Origin of the sequence: Mesorhizobium shangrilense (genome assembly GCF_028826155.1) — a bacterium.
GTDB lineage: Bacteria > Pseudomonadota > Alphaproteobacteria > Rhizobiales > Rhizobiaceae > Arvimicrobium > Arvimicrobium flavum.
This window is the reverse complement of sequence record NZ_JAQGPN010000001.1, coordinates 69721-93149: the sequence shown is the minus strand read 5'-3', so window position 1 is coordinate 93149 and position 23429 is coordinate 69721. Positions and strand designations below refer to the sequence as shown.

Annotated in this window: 22 protein-coding genes; 16 read left to right on the top strand and 6 right to left on the bottom strand. The window is 65.9% G+C overall.

The features are described from left to right. Positions 1-21 precede the first annotated feature (21 nt). The 3 genes from PD284_RS00425 to PD284_RS00415 are packed head-to-tail and all read right to left on the bottom strand — an operon-like array spanning position 22 to position 2549. Positions 22-1101, bottom strand: a complete 1080-nt coding sequence (locus PD284_RS00425) for an Ldh family oxidoreductase (RefSeq protein ID WP_274626270.1) — start codon at positions 1099-1101, stop codon at positions 22-24. A 9-nt stretch (positions 1102-1110) separates the two neighbouring features. After that, complete coding sequence (locus tag PD284_RS00420; RefSeq protein WP_274626269.1) at positions 1111-2268, bottom strand: UxaA family hydrolase; 1158 nt, start codon at positions 2266-2268, stop codon at positions 1111-1113. Next, positions 2268-2549, bottom strand: a complete 282-nt coding sequence (locus tag PD284_RS00415) for a UxaA family hydrolase (protein ID WP_274626268.1) — start codon at positions 2547-2549, stop codon at positions 2268-2270. Before PD284_RS00415 ends, PD284_RS00420 begins: the two co-directional genes overlap by 1 nt. A gap of 245 nt (positions 2550-2794) precedes the next feature. On the opposite strand from PD284_RS00415, the gene PD284_RS00410 reads away from it, so the two are divergent. The 4 genes from PD284_RS00410 (at position 2795) to PD284_RS00395 (ending at position 7266) form a co-directional block, all read left to right on the top strand. Then, complete coding sequence (locus tag PD284_RS00410) at positions 2795-3253, top strand: tripartite tricarboxylate transporter TctB family protein (protein WP_274626267.1); 459 nt, start codon at positions 2795-2797, stop codon at positions 3251-3253. A gap of 20 nt (positions 3254-3273) precedes the next feature. Then, positions 3274-4776, top strand: a complete 1503-nt coding sequence (locus PD284_RS00405) for a tripartite tricarboxylate transporter permease (protein ID WP_274626266.1) — start codon at positions 3274-3276, stop codon at positions 4774-4776. A 99-nt stretch (positions 4777-4875) separates the two neighbouring features. Next, on the top strand, positions 4876-6093 hold the full coding sequence (locus PD284_RS00400) for a mandelate racemase/muconate lactonizing enzyme family protein (RefSeq protein WP_274626265.1): 1218 nt from the start codon (positions 4876-4878) through the stop codon (positions 6091-6093). A gap of 216 nt (positions 6094-6309) precedes the next feature. After that, positions 6310-7266 (top strand): sugar-binding transcriptional regulator, encoded by a 957-nt coding sequence (locus PD284_RS00395; RefSeq protein ID WP_274626264.1) that lies wholly within the window; start codon positions 6310-6312, stop codon positions 7264-7266. 12 nt (positions 7267-7278) lie between these two features. On the opposite strand, the gene PD284_RS00390 is transcribed toward PD284_RS00395, so the two are convergent. Further along, positions 7279-7506 (bottom strand): hypothetical protein, encoded by a 228-nt coding sequence (locus PD284_RS00390; RefSeq protein WP_274626263.1) that lies wholly within the window; start codon positions 7504-7506, stop codon positions 7279-7281. Between the two features lie 99 nt (positions 7507-7605). On the opposite strand from PD284_RS00390, the gene PD284_RS00385 reads away from it, so the two are divergent. The 9 genes from PD284_RS00385 to PD284_RS00345 all read left to right on the top strand — a co-directional run bounded on the left by PD284_RS00385 (position 7606) and on the right by PD284_RS00345 (position 17949). Then, on the top strand, positions 7606-8505 hold the full coding sequence (locus PD284_RS00385; RefSeq protein WP_274626262.1) for a LysR substrate-binding domain-containing protein: 900 nt from the start codon (positions 7606-7608) through the stop codon (positions 8503-8505). Between the two features lie 246 nt (positions 8506-8751). Then, positions 8752-10059: an ABC transporter substrate-binding protein gene (locus tag PD284_RS00380; RefSeq protein ID WP_274626261.1), complete on the top strand. Its 1308-nt coding sequence runs from the start codon at positions 8752-8754 to the stop codon at positions 10057-10059. Positions 10060-10303: 244 nt separating this feature from the next. Then, positions 10304-11176 carry a carbohydrate ABC transporter permease gene (locus PD284_RS00375; RefSeq protein WP_274626260.1) on the top strand — a complete coding sequence of 291 codons (873 nt, stop codon included), beginning with the start codon at positions 10304-10306 and terminating at the stop codon, positions 11174-11176. 178 nt (positions 11177-11354) lie between these two features. Then, positions 11355-12179, top strand: coding sequence for a carbohydrate ABC transporter permease (locus PD284_RS00370; protein ID WP_274626259.1), 825 nt, complete (start codon positions 11355-11357; stop codon positions 12177-12179). Between the two features lie 14 nt (positions 12180-12193). After that, entirely contained in the window at positions 12194-13195 is a 1002-nt protein-coding gene (locus PD284_RS00365) for an ABC transporter ATP-binding protein (protein ID WP_274626258.1), read from the top strand. Between the two features lie 159 nt (positions 13196-13354). Then, positions 13355-14827: a mannitol dehydrogenase family protein gene (locus PD284_RS00360; protein ID WP_274626257.1), complete on the top strand. Its 1473-nt coding sequence runs from the start codon at positions 13355-13357 to the stop codon at positions 14825-14827. A gap of 67 nt (positions 14828-14894) precedes the next feature. Then, the gene (locus PD284_RS00355) at positions 14895-15686 is read left to right on the top strand and encodes an SDR family NAD(P)-dependent oxidoreductase (RefSeq protein ID WP_274626256.1); all 792 of its coding nucleotides are present in this window, start codon (positions 14895-14897) and stop codon (positions 15684-15686) included. Between the two features lie 8 nt (positions 15687-15694). Then, positions 15695-16372: an HAD family hydrolase gene (locus PD284_RS00350; protein ID WP_274626255.1), complete on the top strand. Its 678-nt coding sequence runs from the start codon at positions 15695-15697 to the stop codon at positions 16370-16372. Continuing rightward, positions 16372-17949, top strand: a complete 1578-nt coding sequence (locus PD284_RS00345; RefSeq protein WP_274626254.1) for an FGGY-family carbohydrate kinase — start codon at positions 16372-16374, stop codon at positions 17947-17949. The genes PD284_RS00350 and PD284_RS00345 overlap by 1 nt, the downstream gene beginning before the upstream one ends. An 8-nt stretch (positions 17950-17957) precedes the next feature. Here PD284_RS00345 and PD284_RS00340 read toward each other — a convergent pair whose 3' ends face one another. Next, positions 17958-19226: a cyanate transporter gene (locus tag PD284_RS00340; RefSeq protein ID WP_274626253.1), complete on the bottom strand. Its 1269-nt coding sequence runs from the start codon at positions 19224-19226 to the stop codon at positions 17958-17960. A gap of 6 nt (positions 19227-19232) precedes the next feature. After that, on the bottom strand, positions 19233-19709 hold the full coding sequence (locus PD284_RS00335; RefSeq protein WP_274626252.1) for a nucleoside deaminase: 477 nt from the start codon (positions 19707-19709) through the stop codon (positions 19233-19235). A gap of 216 nt (positions 19710-19925) precedes the next feature. On the opposite strand from PD284_RS00335, the gene PD284_RS00330 reads away from it, so the two are divergent. The 3 genes from PD284_RS00330 (at position 19926) to speB (ending at position 23428) form a co-directional block, all read left to right on the top strand. Beyond that, positions 19926-20777 (top strand): LysR substrate-binding domain-containing protein, encoded by an 852-nt coding sequence (locus tag PD284_RS00330; protein WP_274626251.1) that lies wholly within the window; start codon positions 19926-19928, stop codon positions 20775-20777. A 200-nt stretch (positions 20778-20977) separates the two neighbouring features. Further along, positions 20978-22390, top strand: coding sequence for an MATE family efflux transporter (locus tag PD284_RS00325; protein ID WP_274626250.1), 1413 nt, complete (start codon positions 20978-20980; stop codon positions 22388-22390). An 84-nt stretch (positions 22391-22474) separates the two neighbouring features. Then, complete coding sequence (gene speB, locus PD284_RS00320) at positions 22475-23428, top strand: agmatinase (protein WP_274626249.1); 954 nt, start codon at positions 22475-22477, stop codon at positions 23426-23428. Position 23429: the final 1 nt, after the last annotated feature.

Genomic DNA, 23429 nt, shown 5'->3' with positions numbered 1-23429 from the left:
TCGGATTTCGAATGAGGTAGTTCACGCGAGCGGCGCGGGAAACTCCACTCCGGATGACGCGGCTTGCGCGCGCAAGGACGTCACCGCCTCGACGCTGAGCGGGATGCCGTGCCGACGTCTCTCGATCTCGGTATTGCCGCTGCGCTCGCCGGGAAAACGCACCTCGTCGAAGCCCTGTGCGGGCGGCAGCGCCTTCAGCCGCCCGATCGCCGTCTCCATCCGGCTCTCGAATTCGGCCAGCGGCATGAAGGCTTCCACCTTCATCGCCAGCAGGAAGTGGCCGACGTCGGCGGGTCCGGTGAAATCCGTATTCCAGTCGCGGGTGTCGCCGGCGAAAGCAGAGCCCGACAGCACCCCGCCGAGAATGTCGACCATCATCGCCAGGGCGGAACCCTTCGCGCCCGAGAAAGGCAGCATGGTGCCGCGGAGCGCTGCCTGGGCATCGGTGGTTGGGGCGCCATCCGGGTCGAGCGCCCAGCCCTCCGGAATCGCCCTGCCTTCCTGGGCGGCAAGCCGGATGTGCCCGCGCGCTGCAACGCTCGCCGCCATGTCCAGCGACCAGGCGCCATACTTGCCGGCTGGTGTCGCCACGGCGAAGGGATTGGTGCCGAGAAGCGGCGCGCGGCTGCCATGCGCTGCCAGCGATCGGGCGGCGGGCGACATGACGACCGTGATCAGGCCCTTGGCGGTCGGCGGCACGGTGTAGACGGATGCTGCGCCGAAATGATTGCTGCGGCGCACCGTGGCGACCCCGATGCCGAGACGGTCGGCCGTTTCCACGCACGCATCCATCGCCAGCCTTGCGCCCACCGGCCCCATTGCATTGTCGGCGTCGAAGACGCTGCTGAAGGGCATCGGCGAGTGCCTGCGGATCTCCGGCCGGGTATTGATGAGGCCCGCTGCGATCCTCTTCAGATATGCCGGGATGCGCACCAGGCCGTGGGTGTCGAGCCCGCGCAGGTTGGCATAGACCAGCGCATCCGCAACGATGGCTGCGTGCTCCCCAGCCAATCCGGCGTGCGCGAACATCCCTGTCGCAAAGGCGCGCAGCTCCTCCGCCGCGAAACGTTGCTTTGGTTCTGCCGCACCGACCGACGACATGTTGCTCCCTCAGACCGTGGGCTCGATCCGGCTGATCGCGATGTCCTCGTCGCCGAGGATCTCCGCCTTGGTCAGCCTTCCGCTGGCAACGCCCAGCGTGAAATCGAGCAGCCGAGACCCGGCCGCTTCGAGGCTCTCACCCTGAAGCATTGCCGAGACGTCGACATCCACATTGTCCCGCAGCCGCTCCGCCGTGCGCGGATTGCCGGTCACCTTGACCGTGGGGGCGATGAGATTGCCCATGATGTTCATCTGGCCGGTCGAGAAGAGAATGAGCTGGGCGCCGCCCGCGGCGAGCCCGGTCATGGATTCTGCCGCCGGAGCGGCGGTGTCCATCAGATAGAGCCCGTTCCCCTTTGCCGGCACCGCATAGTCTAGGACGCCCTGGATCTCTGTCGTACCACCCTTGATGATGGCGCCGAGCGACTTCTCCTCAATCGTCGTGATGCCGCCGCGAATGTTGTCGGGCACCGGATTGGCGCCGCGGATGTCGACCCCGCGGGCAACCGCGCTGTCTTCGATGCGCCGCACGGCAGCCCAGATGTCGGCGCTGATCGCCTCGCTCCTGGCGCGTTTTGCGAGCACCTGTTCCGCGCCCATCCATTCGGACGTTTCGGAAAGATAGACCGTGCCGCCACTTTCGACGACGCGGTCGGCGACATAGCCGAGAGCCGGATTGGCGGCGATGCCCGAGGTCGTGTCGGTGCCGCCGCATTCGACGCCGAGGACAAGGCTCGACAGCGGCACGAATTCGGGCCGCTCGGCGCTCGCGGCGGAAACCATCGGCAGGAGCTTGCGAATTCCGGCGGCCAGCGCCTCGACCGTGCCGCCGATGTCCTGGACGGAAATCCATTCGACCGGCTTGCCGCTCTCGGCGATGGCTGCCGCTACCTTCTGCGCCGAAACCTTTTCCAGGCTGATCACCAGAACCGAGGCGATGTTGGGGTTGGCCGCCAGCCCTACCTGCGTCCTGCGGAACAGGACGTCGTCTGCTCCGAACTGGCCACGGCCATACCAGACCGGGATTGGCAGCGTGCCGCGCACCAGGCTCGCGAGGTTCTTGACGACGCCGTTGACGTTATCCATCACCGCCAGGATGGCGACCTGATTGCGTATTCCTACCGTGCCGTTGGCGCGGCGATATCCCCAGAAACCATGCTCACTCATCACTTGCCTCCCCGATCGCCGCGCCCGCGCTGGCTGTCGACATTGTGCACGTGCACGCATGCGCCGACGCCGATGTCCCCCTCGGCCAGTCCGATGGACTCGCCGTATTTCAGGATGACGCCGCCGTGGGGGATCGCCGCGAGCGCCATCTTGTGCCCGAACGGGATGTCCTCCGCCGCCGTGACGACGCCCGAGGTCGCCTCGATGCGTTCGCCTTTCGCGATGTCCACGATGGCCGTTGCAACGTTGTCACGGCTATCGAGGATGATGACCTTGCCCATGCGCGCACTCCTCCCCTTGCAGTTACCGGTGGTCCCCGAGGTCCACGGTTCAGCGTCGACCGTGGCAAGCCGCAGGCGACGAGTCCAACACGTAAAGGCGAATAGTTTAATCGAAGGAAACGATCGATAAGACAAAATCGATCATTGAATCCGATTACCTCTTGCCAAGACGCATTCAGCGTTCAATCATAACGTCGTTTCTTCAGCAACGTCGAAACGGGTTCCGTGTCCAGGGAGGAGAACGGATGACCACGAGGCTGGCTGACCGGCTGTTCCTGGCAGGCTTCATCCTGGCGGGATGCTACTATCTGTTTGAGAGCTACAAACTTGCCGCCGCCTTTCCGGGGGCCGGTTTCGGGCCGGCGCAGTTCCCGATCATGCTGGGCGTCCTGCTGATCATCCTGTGCGGCGTCCAGGTCGTGGTGTCGTTCAAGAGAGATCGTTCCGAAGCTGCTGAGCCGCTGGAACTGCCAAACGCGGGCAGGTTGGCGCTGACGATCATTCTCAGCGGCCTGTTCTTTCTCCTATGGGCGGCGGCAAGCCAGTTCTACGTGCCCGCGGCGCTGTTCTTCTTTGCGCTGATCATGGTCTATGCGCCGGAACGCAAGCCGCGCACCGCAGCTGTTGCGGCCGCCGTCGCCGGCGCTTTCACGGCATCGCTCTACCTCATCTTCGAACTTGCTCTCGGCGTCTCGCTGGCCTGAGCCCTTTGTCCGGTGCTGTGATGGATTTTCTTGCCTTCGATTTCGCGAGCCTGTTTTCACTCGCGAACCTCTCCGCGATCGCTCTGGGAACCTTGGTCGGGCTGATCATAGGTGCGCTGCCGGGCCTGGGAGCGACCATCGCCATCGTGCTTTTGCTGCCGTTGACCTACAGCATGTCGCCGCTGGCCTCGATCCTGCTTCTCGTGGCAGCTTATCAGGGCGCGGAATACGGCGGCTCCATATCGTCGATCGTGCTCGGCATTCCGGGGACGCCGGCGGCGGTTGCGACGGTGCTGGACGGCAACGCGATGGCCAAGCAGGGGCTGCCGGGCAAGGCCCTCGGCTATTCGCTGCTGTCGTCGACGATCGGCGGCATCGTCGGCGGCCTTGTCCTCGCGTTTCTCGCAGTTCCGCTCGCCCGTCTCGCGGTGCGCTTCTCCGATCCTGAATTCTTTCTCATAGGCATCGCCGGCTTGCTGGCGGTTGCGGCTCTAAGCTCGAAGAGCGCGCTGAAGAGCGCCATCTCGGTGGTACTCGGCCTCATGGTCGGAACCATAGGACTGGACACCTTCACCGGCGCCTTGCGCTTCACCTTCGGACGCCTCGAGCTGCTCGAGGGCGTCGGCATGGTGGCGCTGCTGACGGGCATGTTCGCCTTCTCCGAAATATTCGCGATCATCAGTCACGACCTGCACAAGCGCTATGTCGCCTCGACGGAGCGCGTCAGCACCGGGCTCACCTGGAAGGAGTTCAAGTCGATCTTCGCGCCCACCATGACCGGCGCGGGCATCGGATCGCTGGTCGGCCTGTTCCCCGGCATGGGAGCCGGGCCTGCCTCCTGGTTCGCCTACATTCAGGCAAAGAAGATGAGCCGCTCGCCGCAGACGTTCGGGCACGGCAATCCCGAAGGCATTGCAGCGCCCGAATCCGCCAACAACGCCGTGGTGGGCGGCAACCTTGTGCCGCTGATGGCGCTGGGCATCCCGGGGTCGCCCGCCACGGCAATCATCCTCGGCGCCTTCATCATCCACGGCATCCAGCCCGGTCCGAACCTTTTCACCAACAGTGCGGACCTCGCCTATGGCCTGTTCTACGGCTTCCTGCTGACGACGGTGGCGATGTACCTCGCCGGCCGTCTGGTGACGAACATGTTTGCCCGGGCGCTCACCATCTCCAATATCTACCTGGTGCCGATCATCCTCACTCTGTCGATCGTCGGCGTCTACGCCGCGCACAGCCTGTTCTTCGAACTGTGGCTTGCCCTGGGGGTAGGGATGCTGTGCTTCATCCTCAGGCAACTGGACTATTCCATGCCGTCCTTCATCCTGGCCTTCATCCTCAGCCCGATCATCGAGGAAAGCCTGAGACGGTCAATGCTGCTGTCGGACGGCAGCTATTCGATCTTCGTCACAAGGCCCTATGCCCTGACGATCCTGCTGCTGATCGTGGCTTTCCTCGCCTTCACGATGGTCGAGCGATATCGCGGACGTCTGAAGAGCCTGAACGGCGACGCGCAAGTGTAACAAGCCCGGCGCTTTCGAGCGCCGGCTCGAGGACCTGCCAACCTGCGGTCGAGCGCCGGGGACAGGCCTGATTTCATCGAAATGTAGCAGGGGAAAGATATGACGACGACCACCGCCCTGGGGCGAGCTTCGACGCGCCCGCGGATGCGCATTACCAAGGTGACGCCGATCAGCCTCTATGTCCCCATCGAAGACGAGATCGATGCGCCGGTCGCCGTGCCGCACGCCGCCGACCTGACCGACGTCATCTTCAGCGGCTACCGCACGACGCTGGTCCTCATCGAGACGGATTGTGGTCTCACGGGCGTCGGCGAATGCATGGTCAGGCTGGCGCCGACGGCCACGCGCGCCATTATCGAGGACATTGCGAAGATCCTTGTCGGGCGCGACCCGCTCGATCGCGAGGCGATATGGGAGTTGCTGTTCGGCGTGATGATGAACCGCGGCCACAACCGCGGCATGTTCGTCGAGGCGATCAGCGGCATCGACATCGCGCTGTGGGATCTCGCCGGAAAATTCCTCGACCTGCCCCTCTATACGCTGCTCGGCGGTCGCCACCATGACCGCCTGGCCGCCTATGCGTCTTCCCTCCGTTTCCGGGCATTTGACGAAGTGATCGCGCAGGCCGTCGGCTTCAAGGAGCGCGGCTTCAGGGCAATGAAGATCAAGATTGGCCGCAATCTCGACAGGCCGCAGGCCGATATCGACTTCGTGGCCGCCATACGCGATGCGGTCGGACCGGACATCCGGTTGATGGTCGACGCCAACTGCGCCTACAGCGAGGACGTCGCGACCGCACTCCAGGTCGGCCGGGCGTTGGAGAAGCTGGACATTTTCTGGTTCGAGGAGCCGATCGCCCCGAACGACATAGACGGCTACGTGCATCTCGCGGATTCGCTGGACATTCGCATCGCGGCCGGCGAAGCGGACTTCATGTCGTTCGGATCGCGCGACTTCTTTCGCCGCCGCGCCATCGACATCGTGCAGCCTAACATCTCCCGTACGGGCGGCATCACCGAAGCGCGAAGGATCGCGGCGATGTCGCGCGCGTTCCACATCCCATACGCGCCGCATACCGGCAGTTGCTCGGCCGTCTGCCTCGCCGCGACACTCCAGTTTGCCGTATCGCTTCCCAACTTCCTCGTCTTCGAGTTCATGCAGAGCGACTGGTCCAAAAACCAGCCGAACCCGCTGCGCCACAAGCTCCTGCGCGAGCCGGTGGAGAAGCTGGTCGACGGCTACATGGAAGTGCCGGAACGTCCCGGCATCGGCGTCGAGCTCGACATGGACATTGTCGACCGCTACCGCGTCGCGTGAAATCGCGGCTGGAGGCGGCTCGCGCTCGCGCACCGGTTGCCTTCAGCCTGTCTGGCCGATATGCCGATGGCCATAGGCGGCGTTGCGTCGCCGTCGCAGTCGTGCCTGAGATCTGAATAATTGTTGATCTTGCAGGACAATTGCTCAAGGATGGGGTGCTGCCTGTTCAGCGGAATTGCGGCGCGGGCGGCTGTGCAGGATTGAGGGCGGAGCGATATGGCTGGTCGGGCGGATATGGCGACGGGGCGGCACGACGACGCTGCCAGGGCCGGGTGGCTGTACTACGTCGCCGGCAACACGCAGGACCAGATTGCAACAAAGCTGGGCGTTTCCCGGCAGAGCGCGCAACGCCTCGTCTCGTTGGCCGTTTCCGAAGGCCTGGTGAAGGTCAGGCTGGACCATCCCATCGCCGAATGCCTGGATCTCGGCGAGCGGCTGAAGGCTCGCTTCGCACTGGATCTCGTCGAAGTGGTGCCGAGCGATCCCGGCAATCTGTCGACGACGATCGGCGTGGCTGAAGCGGCCGCGGCCGAGATCGAGCGCCGGCTGCGCTCGCCGCAACCGATCGTGATGGCGATCGGGACAGGCCGCACGCTGAAGGCGGCGATCGAACAGATGTCGCCGATGGAGTGCCCGCAACACAAGGTCGTCTCGCTGACAGGCAATATTGCGCCGGACGGGTCGGCCGCCTTCTACAACGTCATCTTCACGATGGCGGACCTCATCAAGGCGCGCAGCTTTCCGATGCCGCTGCCGGTCATCGCGTCCACGCCCGCCGAGCGCGAGATGCTGCAGAGCCAGGCGATGATCAGGCAGACGCTGGAACTGGCCGCCACGGCCGATGTCACCTTCGTCGGCATCGGCGATCTCGGCCCTTCGGCGCCGCTCTATGTCGACGGCTTCATCTCCGAAACCGAACTCAAGGCGCTCCAGAAGGCCGGGGCCGTCGGCGAGATCGTCGGCTGGGCCTTCGATCGTGACGGCCGGCTGATCGAGGGTCTCACCAATGAGCGCGTCGCCGCCGCCCCGCTACCCTCGCGCGAGAAATCGCTGGTCGTGGCGCTCGCCATGGGGGAGGCAAAGCTGCCCGGCATCCGGGCCGCGCTCAACCGTCGTCTGGTCAACGGGGTGATCACCGACGAACTGACCGCGGCCGCACTTCTGGCGGGATAGGCGAAGCACGCCTTATGCACCGTAGCGGGTCTGGACGATCTGCTCGGGTTCGACTGCCCGGTTCAGCCTGTGTCGTTCCGAATGCTCCGGCACCGCATGGCCGTCGAGGAGTCCAAGATCGCGCAACAGATGATCGGAGAACTCGTCCCGGTTCAAAGGCCTGCTTTTGGCCGGTCGCGAGGCGAAGGAGAACTCGCGGGCGAGGAATTTCACGGTGGCGGTCGAAGAATTGTAGAGCATTGTCCTTCTCCTTCGTCGGGAACTCGTGATGAGGGACATATGAGGCGCGGGGTGCTTGTTCTCCAATCGAACGTCGCGTAGTTTGCATAAGGAGGACTTATGTCAAACCGCTTGCCGCCCCTGGCTGCGGTGCGGGCCTTCGAGGCCGCCGCGCGCCATCTGAGCTTCACCCGCGCCGCCGAGGAATTGGCGATGACGCAGGCGGCGGTGAGTTATCAAATCAAGGTGCTGGAGGAGCGGGTGGGCGCGCCGCTCTTCGTGCGGCAACCGCGGCGGGTCGCGCTGACCGACGCCGGGAAAACGCTGGCATCCGCCGCCACCGACGCCTTCCGCATCCTGGCGGAAGGCTATGAGAGCGCCAGGACGGGCGGGCTCGGCACCCTGACGATCAGCACCATCCCCACATTCGCCGCGAACTGGCTGGCGTTGCGGCTGGGCTCCTTTCATATCGCGCATCCGGCGATCGCGGTTCGCCTCGAGACCTCGCACCGCATGGTGGATTTCGCTGCTGAGAGCGTCGACATCGGCATTCGCTCGGGCGCAAAGGGCGAGTGGCCCGGACTCATGGCCCACCGTCTGTTTCTCGCCGACTTTACGCCGATGCTGAGTCCGAAGCTCGCGGCCTCCATCGGTGGCGTCCGGCATCCCTCCGATCTCCTGCGTCTGCCGATCCTTGATCCGGACGACCCCTGGTGGGAGATCTGGTTCAAGCTGGCCGGCGTCAACGACCGGCCCGACACGTCCGGCCAGGTGCGGTCCCAGCTGGGGTCGCAGGCCTATGAGGGCCGCGCTGCCGTTGCCGGGCGCGGGGTCGGCATACTGACCAGGGCGTTCTTCACGTCGGAACTGGCGGATGGCAGTCTCATCCAGCCCTTCGATGTGGTCGGAAACGATGGCCACATCTTCTGGCTCGTCTATCAAGAGCAGCGCCGCAACGTTCCCAAGATTCGCGCCTTCCGCGACTGGATCCTCGCCGAGATCGCGGCGTCCTCCGAGTAGTCTTGGCGGTCACTTGGGGCGTCAGCCTCGCATCGCCTCATCCTTTCATCGCCGACGCCTCGGTTTGCGCGCTTGGTCGTCCGTGCTGAATGCTAGGTCGAGGGACGCGGCAGCGAGAACATCCCAGGCCAGGTTCTTCGCTGTTTGCCCGCCCGGCGATCAACCTGCTTGACATTCATCACGGAGAATGAATAATTGCCCATAGCCAAGGCAATTGCTCACCTTGGAGTTTTGGGAGGAAGTTTCATGCGTATGAGAACGCTCTTCTTGGGCGCGACCGCCAGCCTCTTGGCGTTGGGCGCGCATGCCGAAACCATCACCATCGCCACTGTGAACAACGGCGACATGGTGCGCATGCAGAAGCTGACCGACGACTTCGCCGCCAAGAATCCAGACATCCAGCTCGAATGGGTGACGCTGGAGGAGAACGTGCTGCGCGAGCGCGTCACCACCGACATCGCGACCAAGGGCGGCCAGTACGACGTGATGACGATCGGCACCTACGAGGTGCCGATCTGGGCGAAGCAGCAGTGGCTGCTGCCGCTCGACAATCTCGGCGCGGACTATGACGTCGACGACATCATCCCCGCGATCCGCAACGGCCTGTCGGCCGACGGCAAGCTCTATGCCGCGCCGTTCTACGGCGAGAGCTCCTTCGTCATGTACCGCAAGGACCTGATGGAGAAGGCCGGGCTGACCATGCCTGAGGCGCCGACCTGGGAGTTCATCGGCGAGGCGGCGCGCAAGATGACGGATCGCGCTGCCGACATCAACGGCATCTGCCTGCGCGGCAAGGCGGGCTGGGGCGAGAACATGGCGTTTCTGACCGCCATGTCCAACTCGTTCGGCGCCCGCTGGTTCGACGAGAAATGGGTGCCCCAGTTCGACCAGCCGGAATGGAAGGCGGCGCTCGACTTCTATACCAAGCTGATGGCCGACGCCGGCCCGCAAGGGGCGTCATCAAACGGCTTCAACGAGAACCTGGCGCTGTTCCAGCAGGGCAAGTGCGGCATGTGGATCGACGCCACGGTGGCTGCGTCCTTCGTCTCCGACCCGAAGAACTCGACGGTCGCCGACAAGGTCGGCTACGCGCTGGCGCCCGACAACGGGCTCGGCAAGCGCGGCAACTGGCTGTGGGCGTGGTCGCTCGCCATCCCGGCGGGCAGCCAGAAGGCGGCCGCCGCCGAGAAGTTCGTGTCCTGGGCGACCAGCAAGGCCTATCTCGACCTCGTGGCTTCCAAGGATGGCTGGGCGAACGTGCCTCCGGGGACGAGAACCTCGCTCTACAACAATGCGGAGTACCAGAAGGCCGCACCCTTCGCGAAGATGACGCTGGACTCCATCAACGCGGCCGATCCGACCAAGCCGACGGTGAAGCCGGTTCCCTACACGGGCGTGCAGTTCGTCGCGATCCCCGAGTTCCAGGGGCTGGGCACCACCGTCGGGCAGCTGTTCTCCGCGGCGTTGGCCGGGCAGATGACCGTCGACGACGCGCTGGCGCAGGCGCAGTCGGTGGCCACCCGCGAGATGACCCGAGCGGGCTACATCAAATAGGCTCCTCCCAGAGCCTTGGCCGCCCGGTCCCAGTGGTCGACAGACTTCCGGGCGGCCCTTTTCTCAATGGACCTTCCCTCGTCTTGAGGGGAACGTCGCGAGCAGAACGAGCGGGAGGGGTTGTCTCGGCACGGCGCGGCGCAAAGGAACGTGGAGCGCTGCCGCACCGACCCACCCGGCCGCTTGGCGGCCACCCTCCCCTCGAGGGGGAGGGAAACGCCGGACCGGAACCTGGGAGGAGACCATGGCAACCAAGCAGACGCGGACGCTGGCGCGCTTCATGATGGCGCCCTCGGTCATCCTCCTCCTGATCTGGATGATCGTGCCGCTGGCCATGACGCTGTGGTTCTCGTTCCAGAACTACAACCTGCTCAATCCGGGCAATGTCAGCTTCGCCGGCCTGTTCAACTACGTGTATTTCTATACGGACCCGGCCTTCTTCCAGTCGATCTGGAACACACTGGTGATCGTAGTCGGCGTCCTGCTGATCACGGTGATCGGAGGCACCGCGCTGGCCCTTTTGCTCGACCAGCCGATGTTCGGGCAGGGCATCGTGCGCATCCTCGTGATCTCGCCCTTCTTCGTCATGCCGCCGGTCGCCGCGCTGGTGTGGAAGAACATGATCATGCATCCGGGCTATGGGGTGTTCGCCGACATCTCGCGCTTCTTCGGCCTGAAGCCGGTCGACTGGTTCGCCAGCTATCCGCTCTTTTCCATCATCCTCATCGTCGCCTGGCAGTGGCTGCCCTTCGCCACGCTGATCCTGCTCACCGCGCTGCAGTCGCTGGATTCGGAGCAGAAGGAGGCGGCCGAGATGGACGGCGCGGGCTTCGTCAGCAGGTTCTGGCACCTGACCCTGCCGCACATGTCGCGGGCGATCACGGTGGTGATCCTGATCCAGACGATCTTCCTGCTCGGCGTCTATGCGGAGATCCTCGTCACGACCAATGGCGGGCCGGGCTACGCATCGACCAACCTGCCGTTCCTCATCTACCGCACGGCGCTGCTCGGCTACGACGTCGGCGGGGCTTCGGCCGGCGGCGTGATCGCGGTCATCCTCGCCAACATCGTCGCGTTCTTCCTGATGCGCGCGGTGGGGAAGAATTTGGACAGGTGAGGAAAGAGATGCGCGCCCCCTCCACCACGCTTCGCGTGGTCCCCCTCCCCCGCTTCGCAGGGGAGGATCCGGCCGTGCGGCCGGCCGCGACCTTGATCCTCCCCCGTGTACGGGGGAGGGGGACCGCCGAAGGTGGTGGAGGGGGCGCATTTATCCACGTAGTCGAGGACATCTGATCATGGCACGCGCAGTCCCGACACGGACCAAGATCGGGTTCAGCATCGCCGCATGGGTGCTCGCGCTGCTGATCTTCTTCCCGATCCTCTACACCATCATCACGTCGGTGAAGACCGAGCCGGAGGCGATTGCCGGTTTCAACATGATCCCCTCCTTCACCTTCGAGAACTATATCGAGGTGCAGACCCAGCGGGACTATTTCAAGCCATTCATGAACTCGGTGATCATCGCCGTCGGGGCGACCCTGCTCGGCATCATCATCGCGGTGCCGGCGGCATGGTCGATGGCGTTCTCGCCGACGAAGAGGACCAAGGACATCCTGATGTGGATGCTCTCGACCAAGATGATGCCGGCGGCTGCCGTCCTGGTGCCGATCTATTTGATCTTCCGCGACACCGGCCTGCTGGACTCGCGCATCGGCCTCACCGTGATGCTGATGCTGATCAACCTGCCGATCGTGGTATGGATGCTCTACACCTATTTCCGCGAGATCCCCGGCGAGATCCTGGAGGCGGCGCGCATGGACGGCGCCTCGCTGTGGGGCGAGATCGTCCACGTGCTGACGCCGATGGCAGTGCCGGGGATCGCGTCCACCATGCTGCTCAACATCATCCTGGCCTGGAACGAAGCGTTCTGGACCATCCGGCTGACTGCCACCGACGCTGCGCCGCTGACGGCCTTCATCGCGTCGTTCTCGAGCCCGCAGGGCCTGTTCTGGGCAAAGCTCTCGGCGGCGTCCACGCTCGCCATCGCGCCGATCCTCATCATGGGTTGGTTCTCGCAGCGCCAGCTCGTGCGCGGACTGACCTTCGGCGCCGTCAAGTAGGGGGAGGATGAGACATGGGCAAGATCGCTCTCAGAAACGTCACCAAGTCCTTCGGGGCGACGAACATCATCCCGAACATCAACCTCGACATCGAGGACGGCGAGTTCGTCGTCTTCGTCGGGCCCTCGGGCTGCGGAAAGTCGACGCTGCTTCGCCTGATCGCGGGACTTGAGGACACCACCTCCGGGACCATCCACATCGACGGGCGCGACGTGACCAACGAGGCGCCGGCCAAGCGCAAGCTCGCCATGGTGTTCCAGTCCTACGCGCTCTATCCGCACATGACCGTGGCGAAGAACATCGCCTTCCCACTGAAGATGGCGGGCGAAACCAAGGAGGCCATCGACAGGAAGGTGACGGACGCCGCTCGGGTGCTCAACCTCACCAACTATCTCGAGCGCCGGCCGGGGCAGCTGTCCGGCGGCCAGCGCCAGCGCGTCGCCATCGGCCGCGCCATCGTGCGGCAGCCCTCGGCCTTCCTGTTCGACGAGCCGCTGTCCAACCTCGACGCGGCGCTGCGCGGCACCATGCGGCTGGAGATCAGCGAACTGCACCACCAGCTGAAGACGACGATGGTCTACGTCACCCATGACCAGGTCGAGGCGATGACGATGGCCGACAAGATCGTGGTGCTCAACGCCGGCAACATCGAGCAGGTGGGCTCGCCGCTGGAGCTTTACCGGTCGCCAAGGAACCTGTTTGTCGCCGGCTTCATCGGCTCGCCCAAGATGAATTTCGTCGAGGGTCAGCCGGCCAAGACCGCCGGCGCGGCGACGATCGGCGTGCGGCCCGAGCACATCAAGGTGTCGAAGTCGGACGGCCAGTGGAAGGGGGTGGTCGGTGTCGCCGAGCATCTGGGGGCCGACACCTTCATGCACGTCAACACCGACGGGGCGGGCATGATCACCGTGCGCGCCGAAGGCGACATGCCCGTACAGCACGGCGATACCATCTACCTGACGCCCGATCCCGCCCGCATCCACAAATTCGGCGCGGACGGGAACGCGTTGCAATGAGGCGGCTCCCTCCTCCCATTCGATAGCGGAGGTGCTCGGCGAAGCCAGGCGAAGGGCTGATCAACCCACCCAGCCCTGCGGGCCACCCTCCCCGTCGAGGGGCGGGAAGGGCTTCGTGCGCGAGTTCGGCCGGAGGGGGCAGAGACAAGGACCATAGTAATGAGCACGAAACTCTCCGCCGCCAATCTGGGCTCGTTCCAGTCGAGGGTTGCCGTTCCGTCCTATGCGCGTTCCGACCTCACGCCCGGGATCCTCCATTTCGGGGTGGGCAATTTCCACCGCTCCCATCAGGCCGTCTATCTGGACGATCTGTTCAATGCGGGGATCGACCGCGACTGGGCGATCGTCGGCGCAGGCGTGTTCGAGGCCGAGAAGGCGGGGCGCGACAGGCTGGCCGAGCAGGACTGGCTGACGACGGTGGTCGAGCAGGATACCGGGCATATGCAGGCGAGGGTGACCGGGGCCATGGTCGACTTCCTGGTGCCGGGCGACCGCGAAGCGACCGTCGCAAAACTTGCCGACCCGGCGATCCGCATCGTCTCGATGACCATCACCGAGGGCGGCTATTTCATCGATGCCTCGACCGGCCGCTTCAATCCGCAGCATCCCGACATTGTGGCGGACGCAGCAAGCCCGGAGAGGTCGAAAACGGTGTTCGGCCTGATCCTGGCCGGCCTGAAGCGGCGCAGGGAGGCCGGCGTGCCGCCTTTCACGGTCATGTGCTGCGACAACATCCCCCATAACGGCCATGTCACCATGGAGACGGTCTGCGGGCTGGCAAAACTCTCCGATCCCGCCTTCGCCGACTGGGTGGAGGGCAACGTCGCCTTTCCGAACGGGATGGTCGACCGCATCACGCCTGCGACCACCGACCGCGAGCGCGAGATGCTGCGGACCGAGTTCGGCGTCGAGGACAACTGGCCTGTGTTCTGCGAACCGTTCAAGCAGTGGGTGCTGGAGGACAGCTTCCCGCTCGGCCGCCCGGACCTGGAGAAGGCCGGCGTCGAGTTCGTCGACGATGTCTCGCCCTTCGAGCTGATGAAGATCCGCATCCTGAACGGGGGACACGCAGCCATCGCCTATCCGGGCGGACTGATGGACCTCCATTTCGTGCACGAGGCGATGGAGAACGACTTGATCCGCGGCTTCCTGTCGAAGCTGCACCGCGAGGAGATCCTGCCGACGGTGCCGCCCGTTCCCGGCACGGACCTGGAAGCGTACCGGCAGCTCATCGAGAAGCGGTTCGCCAATCCCAAGATCGGCGACACCATCCGCCGGCTGTGCCTCGACGGCTCCAACAGGCAGCCGAAATTCATCATCCCGACGATCGCAGACCGGCTGAAGGCCGACGCCTCCGTGGAGGGGCTGGCGCTGGAATCGGCGCTGTGGTGCCGCTACTGCGCCGGCGCCACCGATTCCGGCGCGGAGATCGCGCCCAACGATCCCAACTGGGATCGCCTGGTGGAGCGTTCGAAGGCGGCAAAGGACGATCCGGCCGCCTGGCTCGCCATGGAAGACATCTACGGCGACGTCGGCAAGTCGCCCGCCTTCGCGGAGGCCTTCACCCGGCGTCTCAATGCGCTGTGGCGGCATGGCGCGCGGGACGCCCTGGCCCGCTATCTCGCAAGCTGAGAACGGAAGGCTTCCGCAGGCTGTGCCGCTGCGATAGCGTCGCGCCATCGGAGGAGCGGAGGAGAGCATGGATCTCGGGCTGGGCGGCAAGGTGGCCGCGATCACGGGCGCCAGCGTCGGCATCGGGCTCGGCGTGGCGGAAGCGTTTGCACGCGAGGGCGCGCATGTCGTCATGGCTGCGCGGGGGGCGGAGCGGCTGCAGGACGAGGCTCGCCGCATCGCCCGGGAGCACGGCGTTCGAGCGGTTCCCGTCGCCTGCGATGTCGCGACGATCGAGGGCGCCGAATCGCTGGTCGCCGCCGCCCGCAAGGAGTTCGGCGGAGCGGACATCCTCGTCAACAATGCCGGCACGGGCTCGAACGAGACCATCATGGAGGCGCCCGACGACAAGTGGCAGGCCTATTGGGAACTTCACGTCATGGCGGCGGTGCGGCTCGCTCGCGGCTTCGTGCCGATGATGAAGGCGCGAGGCGGCGGCGCGATCCTGCACAACGCTTCGATCTGCGCGGTGCAGCCGCTCTGGTACGAGCCGATCTACAACGTCACCAAGGCGGCGCTGCTGATGTTCTCGAAGAACCTCGCCGCCGAGGTGATCAAGGACAACATCCGCGTCAACACGATCAATCCCGGCCTGATCCTGACGCCCGACTGGGTGAAGACGGCGAAGCAGCTCACCGCCGAGAGCGGCGGCGACTATCAGGCCTATCTGCAGTCCGTCGCCGACGAGCATGCCCCGATAAAACGCTTCGGCACGGTCGAGGAACTGGCCAACTTCTTCGTCTTCCTATGCTCGGACCGCGCGTCCTACTCCGTCGGCTCCACCTATCATGTGGATGGCGGCATGCTGCGGACGGTGTGACGCCAGCGATGCCCGGACTCGTCATCTTCGACTGCGACGGGGTGCTGGTCGACAGCGAGGTCATCTCGATCGCGGTACTGCGCGACGGCCTCGCCCGCAACGGCGTCATGATCGGCGAGGAGGACGCCTACGAACGCTTCCTCGGACGCAGCATGGCGACGATCCTCGACACGCTGCGCTCGGACTATGGGCTGGTGCTGCCCGAGGAAGAGATGCACGCGCTGCGCGACGAACTCTTCCATCGCTTCGAGGCGGAGCTGAAGCCCATCCCCGGGATACGCGAGACGCTGGAGCGGATCGGGGGCGCGCGCTGCGTGGCGTCGTCCAGCCAGCCGGACCGCATCCGCCTGTCCCTGCGGGTCACCGGGCTGCTGGCGCTGCTCGAACCGCACATATACAGTGCCACCATGGTGAAGCGCGGCAAGCCATCGCCCGACCTCTTCCTCTACGCAGCCGAGCAGATGGGCGCCGCGCCGGAGGATTGCCTTGTCGTCGAGGACAGCCCCGCCGGAATCCTGGCGGCGAGAAGCGCCGGCATGCGCGTCGTCGGCTTCAGCGGGGGCTCGCATGCTCGCTATCCCGGTTTCGCGGAGCGGCTGGAAGCGCTCGGTCCGGACTTCATGCTGAGCGACGTGCGGCGCCTGCCCGAACTGATCGCCGCCCTGCCGGCACGAGAAGGCCGCTGATGCAGCAAGTGGTCTGCGCTGTCGATGTCGGCACGGGCAGCGCACGTGCTGGCATCTTCACCGCCGAGGGCGTCCTCCTTGGACGCGCTGACCGTCCGATCGCCCTGCGGCGTGGCGCGCCCGGGCAGGCCGAGCACGATTCCGAAGACATCTGGGAGGCGGTCTGCGCCGCGGTGAAGGCCGCGCGCGAGGAGGCCGGCGTCGCTCCGGAGGCCGTTCGCGGCATCTCCTTTGACGCAACGTGTTCGCTGGTGGTGCGGGCCCGCGACGGATCGCAGGTTCCGGTGTCGCGGGACGGCGGGAGCCGCTGGGACACGATCGCCTGGTTCGACCATCGCGCCCTTGCAGAGGCCGACGAGTGCACCGCGACCGGCCACCCCGTGCTGGCCAAGGCCGGCGGCGTCATGTCGCCCGAGATGCAGACGCCGAAGCTGATGTGGCTCAAGCGACGGCTGCCGGAAAGCTGGTCGGCGGCAGGTCCCATCCTCGACCTTGCCGACTTCCTGACCTGGCGAGCCAGCGGCTCCAATGCGCGTTCGCAAGGCACGCTCGCCTGCAAGTGGGGCTATCTGCCGGACGAGAAGGAACCATGGCCCTATGCCTTCCTCAATGCGGTCGGCCTTTCGGACATGCTCGTTCGTGCCGGTCTGCCTGCCGTCGCGACCGCGATCGGTTCGGATCTCGGCGCGCTTTCGCCGGAAGCCGCCGCCGCGCTCGGCCTGTCGCCGGCGTGCCGGGTCGGCGCGGGCCTGGTCGACGCCTATGCCGGGGCGCTCGGCGCACTTGGCGCGCTGCCGGCCGAGAGGCTGGCAAGCGAGGCGGCGCTCATCGCCGGCACGTCGAGTTGCGTGATGTTCGCCTCGGACGCGCCGCTGCATCTTCCGTCGGTCTGGGGACCGTTTCGCGACGCCGCCCTACAGCGCCGGTGGATGAGCGAGGCCGGGCAGTCGGCCACCGGTGCGCTGCTCGACCATGTCATCCTCCTGCACGGAGAGAAGCCGGGGCTCGCCATGCACGAACGCATCGCCGGGCGCATCGGCGAACTGCGGTCGATCGAGGGTCGCGACTTTGCGGCACGCCTGCACGTGCTTCCGGATTTCCACGGCAACCGGGCGCCGCTCGGCGATCCGCATGCGCTCGGCGTCGTCAGCGGCCTTGCGCTCGACGCCTCCTTCGACGGGCTTTGCCGGCTATACTGGCGGAGCTGCGTTGCGATCGCGCTCGGCGTACGCCACATCGTCGAGACGCTGCGGGCCGGCGGGCGGCCGATCGACACGCTGCATGTCGCGGGCGGCCATCTCAGGAACCCGCTGCTGATGGAGCTCTATGCGGACGCGACCGGCTGCCGGATCGTCGAGCCGGGGTCGGAGGATGCGGTGTTGCTGGGCACGGCGATGGCGGCCGCGACGGCGGCCGGCCTCCACGAAAACCTCGCCGGCGCCGCCAGCGCCATGGGTCGAACCGGGCATCCGCGCCCCGCCATACGGGGAGCGGACTACGATCGGGACTACCGGATCTTCCTCGAGATGCTCCGCCAGAGGAAGGAGCTGGACGACTTGTCGAGGGCGCTGGCTTAGAGGCCGGATCAGGAGCCAGCGGGCGGTGCGCTGGCGCGCAGTTCGCCAACAGCAGCAGGAATCGAGGCGATTGCGCCGGACGTCGCCGGAACGCCCATGACCCTCGCATAACCTGCCGGATCGAAGCGCATGTAGAGCGCGACGGTCACGGCGACCCAGGCCAGGTGCATGATCCATCCGGTGGCAAAGCTGCCGCTCCATCCTTGCAGCAGGGCCGTCGCCAGCGGCGCGGTTGCTGCGATCACGAAGCCCCCGCCCTGCATCAGCGCTGCAAGCGCCCCCGCCTGTTCCGGCCGCGCAAGGTGGTCTAGCGCCGTCACCATAGCCAGCGCGAAGCCGCCGCCGAGCCCTGCGCCGCAGATGGCGACCCAGAACATGGGGGCTGCGTTGGGGACAAATGCGAGGCCCAGAAAGCCGGTCGCCTGCATGGCGAGCGTCAGCAGGAGCCACGGACGCCGGTCGATGCCGCGACCTGCGATGAGGGGCATGGCGATGGCGGACATCGCCTGGGAGACGGCCATCACCGCGACCAGGCTGCCGCTTTCGGCGGGGTTCCAGCCGCGCGCCTGGTAGTAGGGCGCCAGCCAGGCGACCATCGACGAGTAGCCGCCATTGACCAGGCCGAACGCTACCATCAGAGTCCAGGTGCGCGGGCGGCGCAGAAGACGCACGGCCAGTAACCGGTCGGGCGCCGTCGCGGCGGAATTGGCAAGCGCGGAGAATGCGGCGACGAGCGCGACCGCTGCTGGGACGGCAAGCCATGCCAGGCCGGCGCGCCAGTCGCCGTTCTGGCCGGCAAGAAGCGGCGACAGGCGCGCACCCAGCGCACCGCCCGCCATCAGCATCGCCGAATAGAGACCGGTGACCCCCGATACGCTTCCGGCAAAATGCGCCTTGATGATGCCGGGGACCGCGGCCTGGATCACCGCCACACCTGCGCCGCACAGCGCTGCGGTCATCACCAGGGTCACGCCCCCTGGAACGACGAGGCGCAGCAATGAACCCAGCGCCAGGACGAGCAGGGCGGCGAGCAAGGCGCGACGCGTCCCGACCGCGGCTTGGATGCCGGGGGCGAAGAATGCACCGACGCCCATCAGCAGCATGGGCAAAAGTGTCAGCATGGCCAGCCCGCGAAAGCCCATGCCGGTGTCGGCTTCGATGAGGGACAGCAGCGGACCCGGCCCGGTGAGGAAGGGTCGCAGGTTGAGCCCGATCAGGACGATCAGGGCAAGCAAGGTCCACTGCCGGCCGGGCGCCGGACGATCCGTGTGCGACATCGGGAGCTAGTCGGCCGATCCCGCCTGGCGCTGCCAGATGCGGTAGAGATGACCGTCTTCCGTCACCTCCTGCGGCTGGTGCTTCAACGACAGGCCGGCCTGTTGGTCGTACGGCTTGGCCAGTTCGGCGGCGATGGCGGCGGTGGAAAGTCCGAAGGGCTCGGCCTGTTCGTCCGAGTAGGCGAACGTGATATCGCCGATGTCGGACATGCGCATCGCGGCCATGCACATCGGGCAGGGCTGGCCGCTCGCATAGACGGAGCAACCGTCGAGCCGGGGCGAGCCGAGCGCCTTTCCGGCGGCGCGCAGCGCCAGGAGCTCGGCATGAGCGGTCGGGTCGCTGTCGGCCTGCATCCGGTTCGCGGCTCGCGCGATCACGACGCCGTCCTTGACGACAACCGCGCCGAAGGGCCTGCCGCCCTGGCGGATGTTGTCGAGCGCGAGATCAATGGCTTCGTCCAGGAAGCGATCCGAGCCGCTCATCTCGCACCTGCGCTTTCCGTCGAGCGGACGAGTGTTGCGGTGGAGCCGGTCGGGCCAGCCGTGGGCGGCCTCGAGGCACGGGGAACCAACATGATGAACAATCCTGAATCTGCGATGGGCCCCCCGCGCCCGGTAGCGTCGTGAAGGCACGACACTCATATACGCTTCGAGAAGAGTATTTTGAAATTAAATGTATCAATGTTATCCAGTCGGAACATGAATACGACGTTCAGTCTCCATCTCCTGCGCGCATTCCTGGCCGTCGTCGACACGGGCAGCTTCACGGCGGCCGCGAGGGCGCTTCATTCGACGCAGTCGACCGTCAGCCAACAGGTGCTGCGGCTCGAAGAGACGGCCAGCCAGGTCCTGCTCGACCGCAGCCGGCGCGGCGTCCGGCCAACCGAGGCGGGCGAACAGCTGCTCGGCTACGCCCGGCGGATGCTGATGCTGAACGACGAGGCTGCCGCAGCGCTGTCCGGGGCCTCGGTCCGACCCGCGATGCGGCTGGGCCTGCCGGAGGATTTTGCGTCGATGCGTGTGACGCCGCTCCTCTCAAGGTTCATGCGCAGCCATGGCGGCATGAAGCTGGAGGTGACGAGCGGACTCAGCCGCGACCTCCAGCGCGCGTATGACACCGGCGAACTGGATCTCGTGATGGTGAAGCAGAAGCCCGGTGCGACGGTGGGCGTGATGAGCTGGCCCGAGCCCCTCTGCTGGCTGGACAGCGCCGACCATCCTGCTTTCGAAATGGACCCGTTGCCGCTCGCCGCATTCCCGCCGAACGGGCTCTACCGGGCCGACATGATCAGCGCCCTCGACGCGATCGGGCGGCGGTGGCGCCTGGCCTACACGAGTTCCAGCCTCGCCAGCATCCAGAGCGCGGTCGCCGACGGGCTCGGGGTCAGTCTGCTGCCGGCGCGGACGGCGCTGCCCGGCCATCGCGTCCTGACGCCTGACAGCGGTCTTCCGAAGGCGGGGATGATGGAGATCGCGATCCACCACCGCGCCGACGCGGCGGACCATATCCGACAGTTGGCCGCCCTGTTGGCTGAGGCCGTGGAAGCCTGACGGCCGCGCCGGCGCGGCGTGCGTCACGCCATGGGAAACCGGGGGGCGAGAGGTTCTGGCTCAACGTTTCCGCTCCGTCACGCCTTGCCACGGAGGGCGATTCTCATCTAAACGGCACTGCTCCGCGACGTGCCGAAGCCGTCGCCGTGACTATTGCTGCGCCGGATCACGTTCCGGCTTTTTTGAGCGGAAAGACGAAAATGTCTGCGATCGTGGCCGGCGCGCAAGCGTCCGGAAAACTGTGGCGTGAGGAATTCCGGGCGATGCTGGCGCTGGCATGGCCCATGATCCTCACCAATCTCGCGCAGGCGGCGATGACCGCCACCGACGTCATGTTCATTGGCCGGCTGGGCGCCGATTCGCTGGCGGCGGGCGCCTTGGGTTCGAACATGTACTTCGCGCCCCTGATCTTCGGCCTCGGCCTCGTCTACGCGACGCAGCCGATGATGGCGGCGGAGCTCGGCCGCAAGAAGCACTCGGTGCGCGACGTGCGCCGCACCGTGCGGCAGGGTCTCTGGCTGGCCGTCCTGGCGGTGATCCCGATCTGGATACTTTTGTGGAACACCGAGACGGTGCTGCTCGCCATGGGGCAGGAGCCGCCGCTGGCCAAGCTGGCAGGCACCTATGTGCGCGGCCTGCAATGGGCGGTGCTGCCTTTCTATGGCTACATCGTGCTGCGCTCGTTCATTTCGGCGCTGGAGAAGCCGGCCTGGGCGCTGGGGATCATGGCGTTCGCCGTCATCCTCAACGCGCTTGGCAACTGGGTGCTGGTCTTCGGCAATCTCGGCTTTCCCGCGCTGGGCATCGTCGGCTCCGGCCTCGCCACCAGCTTCGCGAGCTTCATCATGTTCTTCGGCATGGTCGCCGTGGTCATGACCCACAGGCAGTTCCGCCGCTACCACCTGCTCGGTCGTTTCTGGCGGGCCGACTGGCCGCGCTTCCGGGCGCTGCTCAAGCTTGGCGCGCCGATTTCGGGCATCCTGGCCTTCGAGGTGACGATCTTCAACGCTGCCGCCCTCCTGATGGGTTTGATCGGCGCCGCGCAACTCGCCGCCCACGCCATCGCGCTGCAGATCTCCTCGGTGACGTTCATGATCCCGCTCGGCCTTGCCCAGGCAGCGACCGTGCGCGTCGGGCTGGCTTTTGGCGCGCGTGACACGGAGGGCATCAGCCGCGCCGGCTGGACTGCCCTGGCGATGGGCGTGTCGTTCATGGCTCTGATGGCCATTGTGATGATCACGCTGCCGAAGCTGTTGATCGGCGTCTTCATCGACATCGATGATCCCGCGAACACGGCGGTGATCGGCTTTGCGGTGACCTTCCTCGCCTTTGCAGCGCTCTTCCAGGTGGCCGACGGCGCCCAGGCCGTGGCCGCCGGGATGCTGCGTGGCCTGCAGGACACGACCGTGCCGATGATCTATGCCGCGATCGGCTACTGGGGCATCGGGCTCGTGCTCGGCGTGGCGCTCGCCTTCTGGTTTGGCTTCGACGGCAACGGCATCTGGATAGGGCTCTGCACCGGGTTGGCGGTGGTTTCGGTGCTGCTGATCTACCGTTGGCTGCAGCGCAACCGGCTTGGACTGTCCACGGCCTATCGGCCGGTCTCCCAGTAGGTCTGGAGACCGGCGCGACATCAGGCGCCAAGATCGGCTAAGGTGGTGTAGCATACCGGCAGGAGAGGTACGTCGGGGGGAGTGATGTCGCGCATCCATCGTGGTGACCAGGCCTTCGATCACGACTCGCTCTACGGCACCGAGGTCGAGATGCCGTTCTCCGGCGCGCGGAGCTTCATGCGCAGGCGGCAGACCCGCGACCTTGCCGGCGTCGACTATGCGATCATGGGCATCCCCTACGACCTGTCGACTTCCGGGCGGCCGGGCGCGCGGCTGGGGCCGGATGCGCTGCGTCGCGCCACCTCGCAGCTTTCGTGGGGCGAGGTGTGGCCGTGGAACTTCGATCCGTTCGACCGGCTGGCCGTGGTCGACTATGGCGACGTGTTCTACCAGCGGGGCCAGCCGCAGGAGATGCTGCAGAACGCCTATGCGCAGGCCCTGCACGTGCTCAAGGCCGGCACCAGGTTGATCGGCCTCGGCGGCGACCACCTGACCACTTATCCGCTGCTCAAGGCGCATGCTGAGGTGCACGGCCCGCTGGCGCTGATCCAGTTCGACGCCCATCGCGACACGATGAAGTCATCCTTCCTCGATCACGGCTCGTATGTGCGCTTCGCCATGGACGAGGGACTGATCGACCCGGCGAAGTCGATCCAGGTCGGCATCCGCACATTTTATGATCTCGACGACCCGATCATCGTGCTGCATCGGCCGTGGGTGCGCCAGCACGGGATCGCGGCGCTGGTCGCCGAGATCGAGAGGGTGACGGACGGGATGCCCTGCTACCTCACCTTCGACATCGACTGCATCGATCCCGCCTTTGCGCCGGGCACGGGCACGCCGGTTGTCGACGGATTGCTGCCGCATGAGGCGATCGACACGATCCGGGCGCTGACGAATGTCAATATCGTCGGGATGGACGTCGTCGAGGTGGCGCCGCCTTACGATCCGACCGAGACGACGGCTCTGCTCGGAGCATCCGTGATCCTGGAGCATCTCTGCGCAAGGGCGTCGCTGGCGCCCGAGAATAAGGGATAAA

What these genes read in the sequence shown, in the direction of transcription:
- PD284_RS00425 (WP_274626270.1), bottom strand. Translation starts at nt 1,101, where the DNA reads ATGTCGTCGGTCGGTGCGGCAGAACCAAAGCAACGTTTCGCGGCGGAG.
- PD284_RS00420 (WP_274626269.1), bottom strand. Translation starts at nt 2,268, where the DNA reads ATGAGTGAGCATGGTTTCTGGGGATATCGCCGCGCCAACGGCACGGTA.
- PD284_RS00415 (WP_274626268.1), bottom strand. Translation starts at nt 2,549, where the DNA reads ATGGGCAAGGTCATCATCCTCGATAGCCGTGACAACGTTGCAACGGCC.
- PD284_RS00410 (WP_274626267.1), top strand. Translation starts at nt 2,795, where the DNA reads ATGACCACGAGGCTGGCTGACCGGCTGTTCCTGGCAGGCTTCATCCTG.
- PD284_RS00405 (WP_274626266.1), top strand. Translation starts at nt 3,274, where the DNA reads ATGGATTTTCTTGCCTTCGATTTCGCGAGCCTGTTTTCACTCGCGAAC.
- PD284_RS00400 (WP_274626265.1), top strand. Translation starts at nt 4,876, where the DNA reads ATGACGACGACCACCGCCCTGGGGCGAGCTTCGACGCGCCCGCGGATG.
- PD284_RS00395 (WP_274626264.1), top strand. Translation starts at nt 6,310, where the DNA reads ATGGCTGGTCGGGCGGATATGGCGACGGGGCGGCACGACGACGCTGCC.
- PD284_RS00390 (WP_274626263.1), bottom strand. Translation starts at nt 7,506, where the DNA reads ATGCTCTACAATTCTTCGACCGCCACCGTGAAATTCCTCGCCCGCGAG.
- PD284_RS00385 (WP_274626262.1), top strand. Translation starts at nt 7,606, where the DNA reads ATGTCAAACCGCTTGCCGCCCCTGGCTGCGGTGCGGGCCTTCGAGGCC.
- PD284_RS00380 (WP_274626261.1), top strand. Translation starts at nt 8,752, where the DNA reads ATGCGTATGAGAACGCTCTTCTTGGGCGCGACCGCCAGCCTCTTGGCG.
- PD284_RS00375 (WP_274626260.1), top strand. Translation starts at nt 10,304, where the DNA reads ATGGCAACCAAGCAGACGCGGACGCTGGCGCGCTTCATGATGGCGCCC.
- PD284_RS00370 (WP_274626259.1), top strand. Translation starts at nt 11,355, where the DNA reads ATGGCACGCGCAGTCCCGACACGGACCAAGATCGGGTTCAGCATCGCC.
- PD284_RS00365 (WP_274626258.1), top strand. Translation starts at nt 12,194, where the DNA reads ATGGGCAAGATCGCTCTCAGAAACGTCACCAAGTCCTTCGGGGCGACG.
- PD284_RS00360 (WP_274626257.1), top strand. Translation starts at nt 13,355, where the DNA reads ATGAGCACGAAACTCTCCGCCGCCAATCTGGGCTCGTTCCAGTCGAGG.
- PD284_RS00355 (WP_274626256.1), top strand. Translation starts at nt 14,895, where the DNA reads ATGGATCTCGGGCTGGGCGGCAAGGTGGCCGCGATCACGGGCGCCAGC.
- PD284_RS00350 (WP_274626255.1), top strand. Translation starts at nt 15,695, where the DNA reads ATGCCCGGACTCGTCATCTTCGACTGCGACGGGGTGCTGGTCGACAGC.
- PD284_RS00345 (WP_274626254.1), top strand. Translation starts at nt 16,372, where the DNA reads ATGCAGCAAGTGGTCTGCGCTGTCGATGTCGGCACGGGCAGCGCACGT.
- PD284_RS00340 (WP_274626253.1), bottom strand. Translation starts at nt 19,226, where the DNA reads ATGTCGCACACGGATCGTCCGGCGCCCGGCCGGCAGTGGACCTTGCTT.
- PD284_RS00335 (WP_274626252.1), bottom strand. Translation starts at nt 19,709, where the DNA reads ATGAGCGGCTCGGATCGCTTCCTGGACGAAGCCATTGATCTCGCGCTC.
- PD284_RS00330 (WP_274626251.1), top strand. Translation starts at nt 19,926, where the DNA reads ATGAATACGACGTTCAGTCTCCATCTCCTGCGCGCATTCCTGGCCGTC.
- PD284_RS00325 (WP_274626250.1), top strand. Translation starts at nt 20,978, where the DNA reads ATGTCTGCGATCGTGGCCGGCGCGCAAGCGTCCGGAAAACTGTGGCGT.
- speB (WP_274626249.1), top strand. Translation starts at nt 22,475, where the DNA reads ATGTCGCGCATCCATCGTGGTGACCAGGCCTTCGATCACGACTCGCTC.